This window comes from Pseudomonas sp., from assembly GCF_028293835.1.
GTDB lineage: Bacteria > Pseudomonadota > Gammaproteobacteria > Pseudomonadales > Pseudomonadaceae > Aquipseudomonas.
This window is the reverse complement of record NZ_JAQGNX010000118.1, coordinates 1-15471: the sequence shown is the minus strand read 5'-3', so window position 1 is coordinate 15471 and position 15471 is coordinate 1. Positions and strand designations below refer to the sequence as shown.

Annotated in this window: 15 protein-coding genes and 1 pseudogene; 9 read left to right on the top strand and 7 right to left on the bottom strand. The window is 55.3% G+C overall.

What is annotated here, in order from left to right; translation table 11 throughout:
• A pseudogene (locus tag JWR17_RS17055) lies at window positions 1-185 on the top strand (hypothetical protein); the annotation flags it as partial.
• Window positions 186-381: 196 nt separating this feature from the next.
• Here the strand turns inward: JWR17_RS17055 and JWR17_RS17050 are convergent.
• A complete protein-coding gene (locus tag JWR17_RS17050) occupies window positions 382-1728 on the bottom strand; it encodes an aspartate aminotransferase family protein (RefSeq protein WP_299833113.1) in 1347 nt (448 codons plus the stop codon).
• Between the two features lie 114 nt (window positions 1729-1842).
• On the opposite strand from JWR17_RS17050, the gene JWR17_RS17045 reads away from it, so the two are divergent.
• The 4 genes from JWR17_RS17045 (at window position 1843) to JWR17_RS17030 (ending at window position 5695) form a co-directional block, all read left to right on the top strand.
• Window positions 1843-2775 (top strand): LysR family transcriptional regulator, encoded by a 933-nt coding sequence (locus JWR17_RS17045; RefSeq protein ID WP_299833112.1) that lies wholly within the window; start codon window positions 1843-1845, stop codon window positions 2773-2775.
• 174 nt (window positions 2776-2949) lie between these two features.
• Window positions 2950-4341: a nucleobase:cation symporter-2 family protein gene (locus JWR17_RS17040; RefSeq protein ID WP_299833111.1), complete on the top strand. Its 1392-nt coding sequence runs from the start codon at window positions 2950-2952 to the stop codon at window positions 4339-4341.
• Between the two features lie 82 nt (window positions 4342-4423).
• Window positions 4424-5089 carry a TetR/AcrR family transcriptional regulator gene (locus JWR17_RS17035; RefSeq protein ID WP_299833110.1) on the top strand — a complete coding sequence of 222 codons (666 nt, stop codon included), beginning with the start codon at window positions 4424-4426 and terminating at the stop codon, window positions 5087-5089.
• A gap of 12 nt (window positions 5090-5101) precedes the next feature.
• Window positions 5102-5695, top strand: coding sequence for a YigZ family protein (locus tag JWR17_RS17030; protein WP_299833109.1), 594 nt, complete (start codon window positions 5102-5104; stop codon window positions 5693-5695).
• A 385-nt stretch (window positions 5696-6080) separates the two neighbouring features.
• Here the strand turns inward: JWR17_RS17030 and JWR17_RS17025 are convergent, their stop codons facing one another.
• Entirely contained in the window at window positions 6081-7169 is a 1089-nt protein-coding gene (locus JWR17_RS17025; protein WP_299833108.1) for a calcium:proton antiporter, read from the bottom strand.
• A 187-nt stretch (window positions 7170-7356) separates the two neighbouring features.
• On the opposite strand from JWR17_RS17025, the gene JWR17_RS17020 reads away from it, so the two are divergent.
• Entirely contained in the window at window positions 7357-8310 is a 954-nt protein-coding gene (locus tag JWR17_RS17020) for an adenosine deaminase (protein ID WP_299833106.1), read from the top strand.
• A 50-nt stretch (window positions 8311-8360) separates the two neighbouring features.
• Here the strand turns inward: JWR17_RS17020 and JWR17_RS17015 are convergent, their stop codons facing one another.
• Together JWR17_RS17015 and JWR17_RS17010 are read right to left on the bottom strand one after the other, a co-directional pair.
• Window positions 8361-9062, bottom strand: a complete 702-nt coding sequence (locus JWR17_RS17015) for a helix-turn-helix transcriptional regulator (RefSeq protein WP_299833105.1) — start codon at window positions 9060-9062, stop codon at window positions 8361-8363.
• A 601-nt stretch (window positions 9063-9663) separates the two neighbouring features.
• The gene (locus tag JWR17_RS17010) at window positions 9664-10581 is read right to left on the bottom strand and encodes a LysR family transcriptional regulator (protein ID WP_299833104.1); all 918 of its coding nucleotides are present in this window, start codon (window positions 10579-10581) and stop codon (window positions 9664-9666) included.
• Window positions 10582-10695: 114 nt separating this feature from the next.
• Here JWR17_RS17010 and JWR17_RS17005 point away from each other — a divergent pair, with 114 nt between their 5' ends.
• On the top strand, window positions 10696-11709 hold the full coding sequence (locus tag JWR17_RS17005; protein WP_299833103.1) for a zinc-binding alcohol dehydrogenase family protein: 1014 nt from the start codon (window positions 10696-10698) through the stop codon (window positions 11707-11709).
• 326 nt (window positions 11710-12035) lie between these two features.
• Here the strand turns inward: JWR17_RS17005 and JWR17_RS17000 are convergent, their stop codons facing one another.
• Complete coding sequence (locus tag JWR17_RS17000; protein WP_299833102.1) at window positions 12036-13241, bottom strand: multidrug effflux MFS transporter; 1206 nt, start codon at window positions 13239-13241, stop codon at window positions 12036-12038.
• 105 nt (window positions 13242-13346) lie between these two features.
• Window positions 13347-13550 carry a cation transporter gene (locus JWR17_RS16995; RefSeq protein ID WP_299833101.1) on the bottom strand — a complete coding sequence of 68 codons (204 nt, stop codon included), beginning with the start codon at window positions 13548-13550 and terminating at the stop codon, window positions 13347-13349.
• Window positions 13551-13709: 159 nt separating this feature from the next.
• Between JWR17_RS16995 and JWR17_RS16990 the strand changes: the two genes are divergently transcribed.
• Both JWR17_RS16990 and cueR read left to right on the top strand, forming a co-directional pair.
• The gene (locus JWR17_RS16990; protein WP_299833100.1) at window positions 13710-14093 is read left to right on the top strand and encodes a hypothetical protein; all 384 of its coding nucleotides are present in this window, start codon (window positions 13710-13712) and stop codon (window positions 14091-14093) included.
• Window positions 14094-14118: 25 nt separating this feature from the next.
• Window positions 14119-14520, top strand: a complete 402-nt coding sequence (gene cueR / locus JWR17_RS16985; protein ID WP_299833099.1) for a Cu(I)-responsive transcriptional regulator — start codon at window positions 14119-14121, stop codon at window positions 14518-14520.
• 61 nt (window positions 14521-14581) lie between these two features.
• Here the strand turns inward: cueR and JWR17_RS16980 are convergent.
• The coding region (locus tag JWR17_RS16980) for a PA4780 family RIO1-like protein kinase (protein ID WP_299833098.1) at window positions 14582-15471 on the bottom strand (890 nt) is incomplete at its 5' end.

The following is a 15471-nucleotide window of genomic DNA, read 5'->3' as shown; positions in this document are numbered from 1 at the left end:
ATTTCACGAAGCTTCAAGGTTTCCCTTGTTACTTCAACCACTTGCGCTTCGATCAACTTCACGTTGCTCGGCAGCGGGAGGCGAATTCTACAGCGTTTCAACTCGCTGTCAACTGCCTTTTTTCACCACTTCCGATCACCGCGATCGAAGCCTCTTGCTCGCATCTGAACTGGCTAACTCGTTGATTACCAAGGAGTTTCCGTTTCATCTGCTCCGGAAGAGGTGCGAATTATAGGCCCGGAAAAAGTTACGTCAATAGCTAACTTCAACAAATATTCATATTCATAGAATACACCGATATAAAGAGGGGCAAGCTTTATGGCCTGCCCCCATCACCATGCTGCAAAAGCGCCTCACCGCTGCTCTTCTATATAGAAGAGATCAATCAACCTGGTTCAACACCTCGCCCACCGCATCGAACAATCTATCGAGATCCTGCGGTTTGCTGTTGAAGGTAGGCCCAAATTGCAGCGTGTCACCGCCAAAGCGCACGTAAAAGCCCGCTTTCCACAGTTTTAGCCCGGCTTCGTAGGGGCGCACGATGGCATCGCCGTCACGTGGCGCGATCTGGATAGCACCCGCCAGCCCATAGTTACGAATATCCACGACGTTTTTCGCACCCTTGATGCCGTGCAATGCCTTCTCGAAATGTGGCGCAACCTCGGCGGCCTGCTGAACCAGGTTTTCACGCTGCAACAATTCCAGCGCTGCAAGCCCCGCCGCACAGGCAACAGGATGCGCAGAGTAGGTGTAACCGTGTGGGAATTCGACCGCATATTCCGGTGTGGGTTGATTCATGAACGTCTGATAGATCTCGCTGCTGGCGATCACCGCACCCATGGGGATAGCACCATTGGTAATTTGCTTGGCGATGCACATTAAGTCCGGGGTAACACCGAAGCTGTCCGCACCAAACATTGAACCCGTGCGACCAAAACCGGTAATGACCTCATCGAAGATTAGTAAGATATTGTGCTGATCGCAGATCTCCCGCAGACGTTTCAGATAACCCTGCGGCGGCACCAATACGCCCGCCGAACCTGCCATAGGCTCGACAATAACAGCCGCGATGTTGGACGCGTCGTGCAACTCGATCAGCTTAAGCATTTCATCAGCAAGGGCGATACCGCCCTGTTCAGGCATACCTCGCGAATAAGCGTTGCTGGCCAGCAAAGTGTGCGGCAGATGATCAACATCCATTAACTGCCCAAACATTTTACGGTTGCCGTTAACCCCACCCAGGCTTGTGCCCGCGATGTTTACGCCGTGGTATCCACGAGCGCGACCGATCATTTTGGTCTTCGTGGCCTGCCCTTTCAGGCGCCAGTAAGCGCGCACCATTTTCACCGCCGTGTCCGCGCACTCGGAACCGGAGTTGGTATAGAAGACGTGATTCAAATTGCCCGGAGTGAGCTCGGTAATTTTCTCCGCCAACTTAAACGACAATGGGTGGCCGTATTGAAACGCTGGCGAGTAGTCGAGGACACCCAGTTGCCGCGAGACAGCCTCCTGGATCTCCTTGCGCGTATGCCCGGCGCCGCAAGTCCAAAGACCGGACAACGAATCATAAATCTTACGGCCCTGATCATCTGTCAGGTAGCTGCCATGGGCCGCAACGATCATCCGAGGGTCCCGCTGAAAGCTGCGGTTAGCGGTGTAAGGCATCCAATGGGCATCGAGTTTTAACTGACTGGTCGAAGACGTTTCAGCGGTTTCGGGAAGATCCATGGATGCAAATACCTCACGGGGAAAGGGAGCAGCGTATCGGGTCACACTGTTGCAGCTAAGTTGCCATGGGCATAAAGTTCTGAAAATTCAGTATTAGTGATCTTCAGGTAGCCAATGAGTAAACTTACTAGCAGCCGTCGAGTTGATCCACTCGCTCAAGTCAGCGACTTTGATGTACGACTGCTGCGCATCTTTCGAAGCGTAGTCGAGTCGGGAGGTTTTTCGGCAGCTGAAGGCGCGCTTGGCATCGGCCGTTCAGCCATCAGCCAACAAATGATCGATCTCGAGCAGCGCCTGGGTTTACGCTTGTGCCAGCGCGGGCGGGGCGGATTTTCCCTGACTGAGGAAGGCCGCGAGGTCTATCAATCGGCCTTGCAGCTATTAAGTGCACTGGAAAGCTTTCGCACCGAGGTCAATGGCCTGCATCGGCATCTGCGCGGTGAGCTGAACATTGGCCTGACCGACAACCTGGTTACGCTCCCACACATGCGCATCACCCACGCACTGGCCCAATTGAAAGAACGCGGGCCGGACGTGCATATCCACATTCGCATGATCGCGCCCAATGAAGTGGAGCAAGGTGTGCTTGATGGACGCCTGCACGTTGGCGTCGTGCCGCAGGCCAGCGCATTGTCTGGCCTGGAATACCAGCCGCTGTACAGCGAGCGGTCACAACTCTACTGCGCTGTAGGTCATCCGCTCTTCTATATGGAAGATGCAGCGCTGAATGACGCACGCCTGGATGCCCATGATGCGATCGCACCTACCTTCAGATTACCTACAGACATTCAAGCGCATTATCAGGCACTCACGTGCACTGCCAGTGCGTCGGACCGCGAAGGCATGGCATTTCTGATTTTGACCGGACGCTACATCGGTTACTTACCGGATCACTACGCTAACCTATGGGTGCAGCAAGGCCGCCTGCGCGCATTAAAACCGGCAACCCGTTTTTACGACCTTACGTTGGCCTCAGTCACACGCAAAGGCCGACGCCCTCATCTGGTGCTGGAGAGTTTTCTCGACAGCCTGGCGGCCACACGTTGATGCATGGAGGGCGCGCACGTAACAAAATTTGTAAGATACACACGGCGTCCGAAAATAATTAACTGATTGATATCGTTTGGTTTATATACGGACAACGATCAATTAGCTGAACAGTTGGACAGCTTTTTGCAGGCGCTTAATACACTCCCAATCTACCCGCACCGAGAGAGCGCCATGCAGCCAGAGTCTTCATCCTACACAGACCTGATTTTCGGGCTGAATGACCGACCCAAGCCTGCCCCAGCACTGCTCGCGGCTGTGCAACACGTACTCGCCAGCTTCGTTGGCATCATTACCCCGCCGCTGGTGATTGCGTCCGCACTGGGCCTGACCGCTTACTTGCCCTACTTGATCAGCACCGCCTTGATGGTTTCCGGCGTAGGCACCTTCATTCAGGCTCGCCGGCCTTTCGGTATTGGCGCGGGCATGATCTGCCTGCAAGGCACGAGCTTTTCATTTCTTGGCGCAATTCTGTCGGCCGGGTTTATGGTCAAACAACGGGGTGGCGGCCCTGAAGATATTTTGGCAATGATCTTTGGCCTGTGTTTTTTTGGCGCACTGGTACAGATAGTACTTAGTCGCTTTATCGGCCAACTGCATAAAGTAATCACGCCGCTGGTGACCGGTATTGTGATCACGTTGATTGGTGTGAGCCTGATCAATGTCGGAGTTACGGATTTGGGCGGTGGATTCAACGCCCCTGATTTCGGTGAACCGTTGAACCTGGCCCTCGGTGTGTTCGTGTTGTTGGTCATCGTTCTGCTGAACCGCTCAAACACCCCTTGGATACGGCTCTCAGCGATTATTCTGGGTTTGGCGCTGGGCAGTCTGGCCGCGTGGTTTTGCGGAAAACTGGTGCCCCATGCCATCACGGGTGGCCCGATCATCAATGTGCCAATACCTTTCAGGTTCGGCTTCAGCTTCGACTGGGCGGCGTTTATTCCGGTGGCCTTGATCTATCTCATCAGCACCATTGAAACCGTCGGTGATTTGACCGCCAATTGCATGCTGTCTCGCCAACCCATCACAGGCCCCAGCTACATCTCGCGACTGAAAGGTGGCGTACTCGGTGACGGTGTGAGTTGCCTGATCGCCGCGACCCTGGGTGCGTTTCCCAATACCACTTTTGCCCAGAACAATGGCGTCATCCAGCTGACTGGCGTGGCCAGCCGCTATATCGGCCTGTACATCGGGCTGCTGTTGTTCATTCTTGGGCTGTTCCCGATGATCGGCGCCTTGCTCCAGCAAATACCGAAACCCGTGCTGGGCGGCGCTACGTTAGTAATGTTCGGCAGCGTCGCCGCCGCCGGAGTGCGCATTTTGTCCCAGGCGCCCCTGGACCGCCGCAGCATGCTGATCATTGCCGTGTCTTTCGGCGTGGGCCTGGGTATCGCGGCCCAACCGACATTGCTCAGCCATCTGCCAAAAATGATACAAACCCTGCTCAACTCACCCATTACCAGCGGTGGCATTACCGCTATCGTTATGTCCTTGCTCCTGCCGGAGCGCAATGTACCCAGTGCAACCGTTAATTCCACATCAGAAACAGAAGCGTTGGGGCAATAATTGCGACGCAACCACTTGTCGGATCGACGCGGGTGCGTTATCAGTTCACATGACGCAGCCCATATCCGTTCGGAACCGCACCATGACCTTTGAAGTCCCAGCGCACAGCCCCAACGCTACCGCTAAACCTGCCAGCCGTATTCGTCAGAAAAACGAAGAAACCATCATCAAAGCCGCTGAAGACGAGTTCGCGCGTCACGGTTTCAAAGGCACCAGCATGAACACCATTGCGCAGAACGCAGGCTTGCCCAAGGCTAACCTGCATTACTACTTCACCAACAAACTCGGACTTTATATCGCGGTCCTGAGTAACATCCTGGACCTGTGGGACAGCACGTTTAACGCCCTCAGCGCTGAGGACGATCCTGCTGAGGCGTTGACCCGCTACATACGCGCCAAAATGGAGTTTTCCCGGCGTCAGCCGCAAGCTTCGCGGATTTTCGCGATGGAAATCATCAGCGGCGGTGAATGCCTGAATGAATATTTCAGCCAGGACTACCGCGCATGGTTCAAAAGTCGGGCAGAAGTCTTCCAGGCCTGGATCGACGCCGGCAAAATGGACCCTGTCGACCCCGTGCACTTGATCTTTTTATTGTGGGGCAGTACTCAGCACTATGCCGATTTCGCGACGCAAATTTGCCGCGTTACCGGTCGTACGCGCCTGACCAAACAGGATATGGAAGACGCTGGTGACAATTTGATTCGCATCATCCTCAAAGGTTGTGGGCTGACGCCTCCGGCCTACTAGCGGAATCTGGTCATGCCTTTTAGCCTCGTCGGCCTATGCGAATATCGGGAAGAGTTTCGCAAAAGCCGTTTCATCACCTTGGCAGCGCCCATCGCCAGCGCTGCCGACGCGCAAACATTCATAGAGCAACACAGTGATCTCAACGCTACTCACAATTGCTGGGCCTGGAAACTCGCTGACCAATACCGCAGCAATGATGACGGCGAACCTGGTGGCACAGCAGGTCGACCTATTTTGGCGGCCATAGAAGCGCAAGATTTTGACCAAGTGGTGGTATTGGTTATCCGCTGGTACGGCGGCATCCAACTGGGCACCGGGGGGTTGGCGCGAGCGTACGGCGGCGGCGCAAATAAGTGCCTGCAACAGGCCGAGCGCGTGCCATTAATTCATCGAGTGACGTTGAGCTTCGATTGCAGTTTTAGCGAACTGGCGTTGGTCAAATTACGGTTGGCGGAGTTGAATGGACTGCTGGTGAGCGAAACCTTTACCGCCAATGGCGTTGAGTTGCAGGTATCGCTGGGCCCTGAACACTTTGAAGTGCTGCATCGGCAATTAGCCGATATCAGCCGCGGGCGCATCGTGTTGCATCGGTCTTCAGACGAATAGGTATTTGCCCACATCCACTGTGGGCCTGGCTGTGGATAAGCTGAGCATATTCAGCTGTAGCCCCCGCCCCGTAAGGCACAGCGCCAACTGATCACTTTTCAGCCAATATCCCGTTCTCGTGCAAAAAGTCACCTGAAAACAGCCGGTTAGGATGGCTTATCGCAACCAGATCCAACGCGGTCGTTGTTTATTCCGGTGATTTTGGCTTGCGCACAATTCCTGTGGAGCGTTCTGTGGATAACCCGTGCACGGCTTCCGTAAACGCATACGGCTCAAGGCGTCCGTGGCACTGTTCGATTTTTAGTCAATTCATACAGTAGCCTTGCGTTTGTTCGTGGGCACAATCCGCCCGCCCGACGCTAACCGGCTACCAATGTTGGGGCGTTTAAACCCCCAGCATCGACAGCATGATGAAGGTCGCGAACAACACAAAATGAGTCATGCCTTCAATGGCGTTGGTTTCGCCATCGTTAAGATTGATCGCGCTCACCAGCAAAGTGATGAAGACCATTACTGTCTGTACGGGTGTCATCGCCATCTGAAATGGCTGTCCGCTGTACAGGGCCATGGCCTCCATGACCGGAACCGTCAGGATCACGGTCGACAACGAAGCACCCAGCGCAATGTTCACAACGGACTGCATACGATTGGCCAGCGCTGCGCGCAAAGCAGTCAGAATTTCCGGGGCTGCAGAAATGGCCGCCACTAAAATCGCTGCCATAACCGGCGGCGCGCCGGTCCCCTCAAGCCCAAGATCGATGGTTTTCGACATTACTTCCGCCAACGCACCGATGACCACGACACCGAACACCAGCGTGCCAATAGCGCGCGTCAAATTGATAGGTGGCTCGACCTCCGCAGGTTGGTTTTTGCGTTTTTTCTGCGGGTAGCTGTAGCTGAAAAAGTAACTGTGCGGCCCGACCTGCATGCGTAGGAACAGCGCGTACAACACCACCATTGCGCCAATCGTAAAGGCTGAATAAATCTTCCAGTCGCCTTCGGGGATAAATTCAGGCACCACCATGGAAACGCCCATCGCGGTCAAAATCATCACGCTGTAAGTACGCGCTGAATCGTCGTTATAGGATTGCTCGCCATGCTTGAGCCCACCCATCAGCGCCGCTAGACCGAGGATGCCGTTGATGTCGAGCATAACTGCCGAATAGATCGTGTCCCGCACCAGCGTCGGCGAAGGTTCGTTGCTCATCATGATGGCCAGGATCACTACCTCGACCAACACAGCAGCCAACGTCAGAATCATCGTACCGTAAGGATCGCCTACCTTGTGTGCCAGCGACTCGGCGTGATGGGCCACGCGCATGGAAGCACACACAATCGCTGCCACCAAAGCGATCCCGCCGGCCAGCGCGATGCCTTGGCCATTGGTCAGCAACCAATGTTCAAAGGGAAACGCAATAAACGCAGCAAGAACTGCCAACAGCAGAAACTTCTCGTCTTTAAGATAGGTCAGCATTGGCGCCCTTGGGTTTAGCGAGGAGTAAATGTCTGAACTACAGACTGCATGTAGTCACTAAACGTTTCGTCGCTAACGGTAGCAGTAATGATCCCGGTGTGAATGTTGAACCTGCTGGTCAGGTTTTGCTCTCCAACCGGTCATCCTCTGTAGAATGCCAGCATCTGCACCTGATGAGAAAACGCACATGTACGATTGGCTAAACGCGCTGCCCAAAGCAGAACTGCACCTACACCTCGAAGGCTCGCTGGAGCCTGAACTGCTTTTCGCCTTGGCCGACCGCAACAAAATCGCGCTGCCCTGGGCCGACGTAGAAACCCTACGCAAAGCATACGCTTTCAATAATCTGCAGGAATTCCTCGACCTGTATTATCGCGGCGCTGATGTGTTGCGCACCGAACAGGATTTCTATGACTTGACCTGGGCCTACCTGCAACGCTGCAAGGCCCAAAACGTCATTCATACCGAGCCGTTTTTTGATCCGCAAACCCACACCGACCGAGGCATAGCCTTCGAAGTGGTGGTTAGTGGTATTGCCAGTGCACTGAAGGATGGCCAGCAGAAACTTGGCATCAGCAGCGGCTTGATCCTCAGTTTCCTTCGGCACCTGAGTGAAGAAGAGGCCGAAAAAACCCTTGATCAGGCATTACCGTTTCGCGACGCGTTTGTCGCCGTCGGCCTTGATAGTTCGGAGATGGGACATCCACCGAGCAAGTTCCAGCGGGTATTCGACCGCGCACGTGGCGAAGGTTTTCTGACGGTCGCCCACGCAGGCGAAGAAGGGCCGCCTGAATACATATGGCAAGCGTTGGACCTATTGAAAATCGAACGAATTGACCATGGCGTACGCGCCATCGAAGATGAGCGGCTGATGCAGCGAATCATTGATGAGCAAATCCCGCTGACGGTTTGCCCGCTGTCCAACACTAAGCTGTGTGTGTTTGACGACATGGCTCAGCACAACATTCTCGACATGCTTGAGCGTGGGGTAAAGGTCACCGTCAACTCTGACGACCCGGCGTATTTCGGTGGGTATGTGACGGAGAACTTCCATGCCCTGCACACTCATCTGGGCATGAGCCAAGACCAAGCCAAACGCCTGGCGCAAAACAGCCTGGACGCCCGGTTGATTAAACCCTGATGAGCCGTTGTATGGGACCCCGTGGTCTGGGGATCCCTTACAACGTGGCGTCAGGCGGCCGAGGCTATTCTGCTGATCTCGCGCTGCCCGCTGGACGAAACCTGCAAGGCGGTTGATTCATCCATGGTCCGCAGCCAGCCCAGCTGAATGAACAGCTGCAACAGCCCTGCGCCTAATGCGCCGCCCAAATGGGGGGTGCGCTCGCTCCAATCCGGACAGGCGCAGACGGTTTGACGCTTGCGATGGGCCAATGCGGGGACGTAAATACCGCGCTCAGCGAACTGGGCAATGCCTTTGCTGGTGACCTCTATGCGCTGATCCTGCTGTTCGATCCAGCCCGCGCCCAATAGACGTTGATACAGCTCAGCCGCTAGCTCCCCTCCTAAATGATCGGAACAGATCCGTGCCCTTCGTAGCGGCAAAGGCGATGTGGACATAACAAGTTGCGGGACACTTTTGCTGACGCGGTCTGTGCTGACCAATGAGGCACTGGCCAGCGCTTCAACCGCAGCACCGACCTCTGGTGCGGCCAGTCTGAAGAACCGCTTTCTGCCCCGCGCCTCTTGCTTCAATAACCCACCGCTAGCCAGCCGTGCCAAGTGGGCGCCTGCCGACGAAGTGGACAGCCCAGCCAGCAAAGCCAATTCGTCCGCCGGCCGGGCGGTCCCGTCCATTAACGCCCAAATCATTGCACTGCGCTTCGGGTCAGCCAGCAACGTGGCTATCTGGCTAATGCAAGGTGCATATTCCATGTATTCACTCCCTGTTGAAACATTCGTCTATCGCACTGACATAGTGAACAGCAAATGGTGTCCAGCCAAGACGCTAAGACGCCAAAATGAGGGCTATATTCACCGAATCATCCGGATCGTGATATGACGACCTTATATATGACGCAACTTTAAGCCTAAGGCATCTATATCATTCAAGCCGGTCCCAATTCGTCCTACAGATATATCCTGCGTGACGACTGACGGGCTCGGCCAATGGCGACAAGTATAAGCCCAGCGCTCCTTTACGAAATGGTGATTAAACTCGCCATCAGGCCGCCATCGACAGCCTAGAGCCAAAGTCCGTCATCTGATCTCAGGTTAAAAACGTCCCGTTGAATTCTTCACCTCCCTTGAAAGCTTGGCAGGCCGGTCACTTACAGGTCGTGCTGCGAAAATCGTACGCTTGGCTTAAGGGAATTGCCTACAGAAGAAACACACAAAACACTCAAAAAAATACGACGCATTCACGGAGCGTTCTACGCATTACGCTGTCATTACAGGTTTTAATTGATACCGTTGTTTTCGTTTACTGTAAGACAATTCTCTGTACAGCGTAGGCCCCGATAATTTGCACAGGGGGTTACGCTCCGGCCGCTATTTGCGGTGCCCATTCGGCACAACGCAATTTCAGCATGTCGCGCAATAAATTGACCGGATTACTTAATTGCGCTCTATGCGCACACAGTAAATTAAGCGGTGCCCACTCGCCCTGTAACTCCGGCATTAATACTTTCAAGCGCCCCGCTCGCACATCACCGGCAACATCCAACCAGGACTTATAAGCGACCCCGGCACCGGCGATGGCCCACAAGCGCACAACATCCGCGTCGTCACTGAAACGGTCACCATGCACGGTCAGGCTCATCTCTCGTTTGCCGTCATGGAATTGCCAGTGGTCATGCACCCGATTACCCAGCATGAACAACAGGCAATTGTGCTGCGCCAACTGTTCCACATGTTGTGGCTCGCCATATCGGGCAAGATAAGACGGCGCAGCACAGAGTACGCGGCGATTGTCGGGAGCGATGGGTAAAGCGATCAGGCTGGAGTCTTCTGGTTCCCCATAGCGCAGCGCAACATCCACCGGTTGACGAAACAAATCGGCGATTCTGTCGCCCAGTAACAAGCGTACTGTGAGCTGAGGATGTTGACGCTGAAAATCATCGAGCCAAGGTAATAGAACGTTACGACCAAAATCAGAAGGCGCTGACAATTGCAGCACACCGCTCACTTGGTCCTGACTGCTGGCCAACAAACGGCGCCCCTCATCAAGGCTACTCAACGCCGCTCTGGCGTATTCGAGAAATCCTTCCCCTTCGGCGGTCAGGCGCAGGCTTCGGGTGGAACGCGTCAGTAACCGCGCGCCTAACTGTTGCTCAATACGTTTGAGCGCGGCGCTGGCTACTGCAGCCGAGAGGTCCATAACCCGAGCAGCCGCTGACAAACTGCCCAAATCAGCGGCACGGACGAACAATTGCAAATCATCAAAACGCAGCATAAGGGCCCGGATTATCAAAAAAAAATTGAAAGAGACTGCCGTTTTAGCGGGTTTTATCTTTGAGAGAAATAGCTAATCATCCTCTCCAGCCCGACCACTCACCCCGGAACCGTTATGAAAGCCATCGCCTACTACACCTGTTTACCTATCAGTGATCCCGCTTCTCTACAGGACATCGAGCTGCAAGCTCCTGTGGCCGAGCCTCGCGACCTGTTGGTCGAAGTCAAAGCCATCTCCGTCAACCCGGTTGATACCAAGGTTCGTCAGAACGCCCAACCGGAAGGTGGCGCTGCCAAGGTGTTGGGTTGGGACGTCGCTGGCATCGTCAAAGCGGTGGGCAATGAAGTCACACTGTTCCAGCCAGGCGACAAAGTCTTTTACGCAGGCTCGATTGCCCGCGCTGGGGCTAATAGCGAACTGCACGTCGTGGATGAGCGAATCGTTGGGCACATGCCTGAATCCCTGAGTTTCGCCCACGCCGCCGCGTTGCCGCTAACAGCTATCACCGCCTGGGAATTGCTTTTCGAGCGCCTGCAGATTGCTGAAGGCAGCGCGGACACTGGCCAAAGCTTGCTGATTGTCGGCGCCGCTGGCGGTGTAGGCTCGATCCTGACCCAACTGGCTCGTCAACTGACAGGTCTCAAGGTTATTGGCACCGCGTCACGCGCCGAAACCGAGGCCTGGGTCAGCGAGCTGGGCGCGCATCATGTGCTGGATCACAGCAAGCCGCTTAATGAGGAATTGACCCGCGCCGGGTTGCCTCAAGTAACCCACGTCGCCAGCCTGACTCACACTGACAAACATTTGGATCAGTTGGTCGAAGCCCTCGCACCACAGGGTCGTTTAGGGCTGATCGATGACCCCAAGACCCTCGACGTAACCAAGCTGAAACGCAAAAGTATCTCGTTGCATTGGGAGTTCATGTACACCCGATCGCTGTATGAAACCGCAGACATGATCAAGCAGCACGCACTGCTCAATCGCATTGCAGACCTGATCGACGCGGGCACCTTGAAAACCACCTTCGGTGAGCACTTCGGCACCATCAACGCAGCAAACCTGCGCCGTGCCCATGCGTTGCTGGAAAGCGGCAAGGCTAAGGGCAAGATTGTTCTCGAAGGCTTCTGATCATTCTGTGACGGCGTACTGTTCAAACGAACAGCGCCGTCAGTCAGGCGGCTTGATCAGCATCAATACGCTGCTCGGCACGAGGATTAAACTGGCTGCGTTTGCCACCCTCGAGGAAGTCAGTATGAAAGTTCTGGTGCGAGAATCAGCAAAGTCCCAAGGTCAATGGCAAGTTCGCCTGGACCAGCATGTCGTAAGTTTCCGCAATGAGACAGAGGCGCGGGCGTTTGTCCGCACCCTTGAGTCCAGGCTTCTAGCCCCACACACGTTGCCCACCGCGCGGCAATACGTTGCAGGCTAGGCCAACCCGCAACATTCAGCATTGATCAAGCCCGCGCGGTGTCGCTTATTAAAGCATCCCTTGTGCGCTGTAGACGTTGGGTCAACAGCGCTGCAGTAACCGCCAATATTCCGCACAGACTGATTACCATGGCCATTGGGATGGCCGTGCCGTTGTGCAGAATCCCTACCAACGCAGACGCACCCGCCGCGACACTGAATTGAAGACAACCCAGTAGCGCCGATGCGCTGCCTGCCCGTTTCCATTGACCATTCATTGCGCAGGCTGACGCGTTGGGAATGATACAGCCAAGGCTGGCGATACAAATGAACAAAGGAATCAGTAATGGCCACAGCGCTTCGGTGTGCAAGGACGCGATTCCAAGCAGGACCAACGCCGCCGCCACATAGACCCACACCGCACGGGCCAGCAAGAAAGCGGGCCCGCGCCGGCTTAATACCCGGGCGTTAACCTGTGCCGTAAGAATGAAACCCGCTGCGTTGGAGCCAAACAGCCAGCCATAATGCTCCGGTGGTACGCCGTACAGCTTGATGAACACGAAAGGGGAACCGGAAACGTAAGCAAACATACCCGCCATCGCGATACCGCCGGTCAACGCATGGCCGATGAAAACCTTATCGCCCAACAACCGCGTGTATTGCTTCAAGGCTCCCGTCAAAGGATGACGTGGGTGTTCTGCCGGCATGCTCTCCGCTAACCCCCGGAAAACCGCTAGCCAGCACAAGGCACTGAAGGCACTTAGCACCAGGAAGATAGAGTGCCAGCCGTATAGGTTGACCAATAAGCCGCCGAACATCGGCGCGAGTATCGGTGCCAACCCCATCACCAGCATCAGCTGCGAGAACACTTTCGCCGACTCCACCGGATTGCACTTATCGCTGACGATTGCCCGAGACAAGACCATACCGGCACAGCCGCCCAACGCCTGGATAAAGCGTGCGGCAATGAGCCATTCAAGGCTGGGCGCAAACGAACAGGCCAGGGAGGCCAGCGTGAAAAGGCCCACACCGACTAACAGGGGAACCCTTCGGCCGAAACGATCGGCAACAGGACCGTAGGCCAACTGGCCGATGGACAGGCCCAGGAAATAAGCCGCCAGCGTCATCTGTACGTGCTTTTCGTCAGTGCCGAAAGCCAAGGCAATGGCCGGGAAACCGGGTAAGTAAAAATCGATCGCCAGCGGACCGAAAGCGCTCAGGGCGCCGAGTATCAAGATTATTCGGAGGTTCATCAGGTATCCAAAACTGCATCACGCGCAATTCAATAGTTTAACCGTCCTGAAACCTTAGAGCGTCTCGCAGGGCAAATTATTCAAAATATTTCATAATGGGACGTCTTAATCCCCCTGCAGCGTAACCCCGTAGCCTTCTGCGGTGATTAGCGCTGAGAGGGTGTCGGCCGCGAGTGCGCTTTGTACCTGTACTATCCCCGTGGCCAAATCCACCTGTACGTCAGCTGCGGGGTCACCGTGTTGCACAGCCTGAGTGATAGCCCGGACACAGTGGCCACAGGTCATGCCCTGAACGTTGAATGTGTGCATATCGTTTATCCTTTGGTGATTGCAGTCAGTGAAATCACACGCATCTTCAACTTTCCCATCATGGCAAGGTCAAGGGCCTGTTTTCTCTGCCGGGCTGGTATTCGTCGCGCCGCTCGGCCAAGCTGCGTTATCACCGTATTTCACGCAGGAGTATCAGCGATGCGCTGGTCAGCATTGAGTGTTTTCAGCATTCTTGGCCTTATGGCTGCAGCACCGTGGGCTCAAGCCGACTCGCAAGACTACAGCGTGTTGATCGTCTCTCGAGAGCGACTGGAGGTGGCGACGTCGTGCGAAATTGGTATTTACGTTCAGGACCAGTTGGTCGGCCGCTTATTTCAGGAAGAATCCACCTCTTTTAACCTGGCGCCAGGCAAAACAGATGTGCGTTTACGCCTGTTGCCAGGTCAAGCGCCAGGTTGCGCGCCGGGCATGACGGTCCCCAGGTCCACCGTTATCCAACTGCATGCGGGGGATATCGTTAAATACCGGATCGCTAACAGCCCAAGCGGTATGTACCTCAAGCCAGCCGCGCTGGAGTATTGAGTCAACCATTGAACCGGGGGATCCGATGAACATCGGCCAAGCGGCGAAAAACAGTGGCCTGAGCGCCAAGATGATTCGTTATTACGAGTCCACCGGATTGCTCAAGGCGGCCCACCGCAGCGACAGCGGTTATCGTTTATACGGTCAGGATGATCTGCACACGCTGGCGTTTATCAAACGCTCCAGAGACCTGGGGTTTTCGCTGGAGGAAGTCTCAAAGCTGCTGACACTCTGGCAAGACCAAAGCCGGGCGAGCGCCGACGTGAAGGACCTGGCGCGTAAACACATCGGGGAGCTGAATCAAAAAATAGAGGACATGGCCAGTCTGCGCGACACCTTGCAGGACCTGGTCGAACACTGCCAAGGCGACCACCGCCCCGATTGTCCCATCCTCAAAAACCTTGCGTCGGGCGGCTGTTGCGGTTGATGCACCCCACAGGGGATTGACCATAAAAAATCCGGCCTGAGCCGGATTCTTCATTTGCGAATCACTGCATCCACGGCGGAGGCGGTTCTTCGGCTTTGTTTGGCGGCGCTTCAGCGTCGGCGCGACCGGCTTGACGACGGTCTTCATCCAAACGTGCGGCTTCGATTTCTCGAAGGATTCCGCCAACATCGGCTTCTTCTTCCGGCTCGTCGAACTCCCCTGTCAGCACCGTTGCCGGCGACAGCGTGCCCGCTTCGTAAAATGACCACATTTCCTTCGCGTACTTGGTCAGCCGCAACTCTGGCGCAAAACGCCCGAAGTAGGACGCCATGTTGCCGACATCACGCTCCAGCATGCTGAACGCATGGTTGTTGCCCGCCGCATCGACTGCTTGTGGCAAATCGATGATGACGGGGCCGTTCGGCGTCAGCAGCACATTGAACTCAGACAAGTCGCCGTGCACCAAACCGGTACACAGCATCAACACAATCTGACTGATCAGGAACGCGTGATACTCGCGCGCTTGATCCGGGTCCAATGTGACATCGTTCAAACGGGGCGCAGCATCGCCATATTCGTCGGCGACCAGTTCCATCAACAACACGCCTTCCAGGAAGTCGTACGGTTTCGGAACCCGCACACCGGCGGCGGCCAGACGGAACAAAGCCGCTACTTCGGCATTCTGCCAAGCGTCCTCGGTCTCTTTACGACCGAATTTAGAGCCTTTCGCCATCGCTCGGGCCTGCCGGCTATTGCGAACCTTGCGACCCTCCTGATACTCGGCGGCTTGCCGGAAACTACGTTTATTCGCCTCCTTGTAGACTTTGGCACACCGCAGCTCTTCGCCACAGCGCACCACATAAACAGCTGCCTCTTTACCACTCATGAGTGGGCGCAGCACCTCGTCGACCAGACCGTCCTCGATCAGGGGTTCAATGCGTTTTGGAGTCT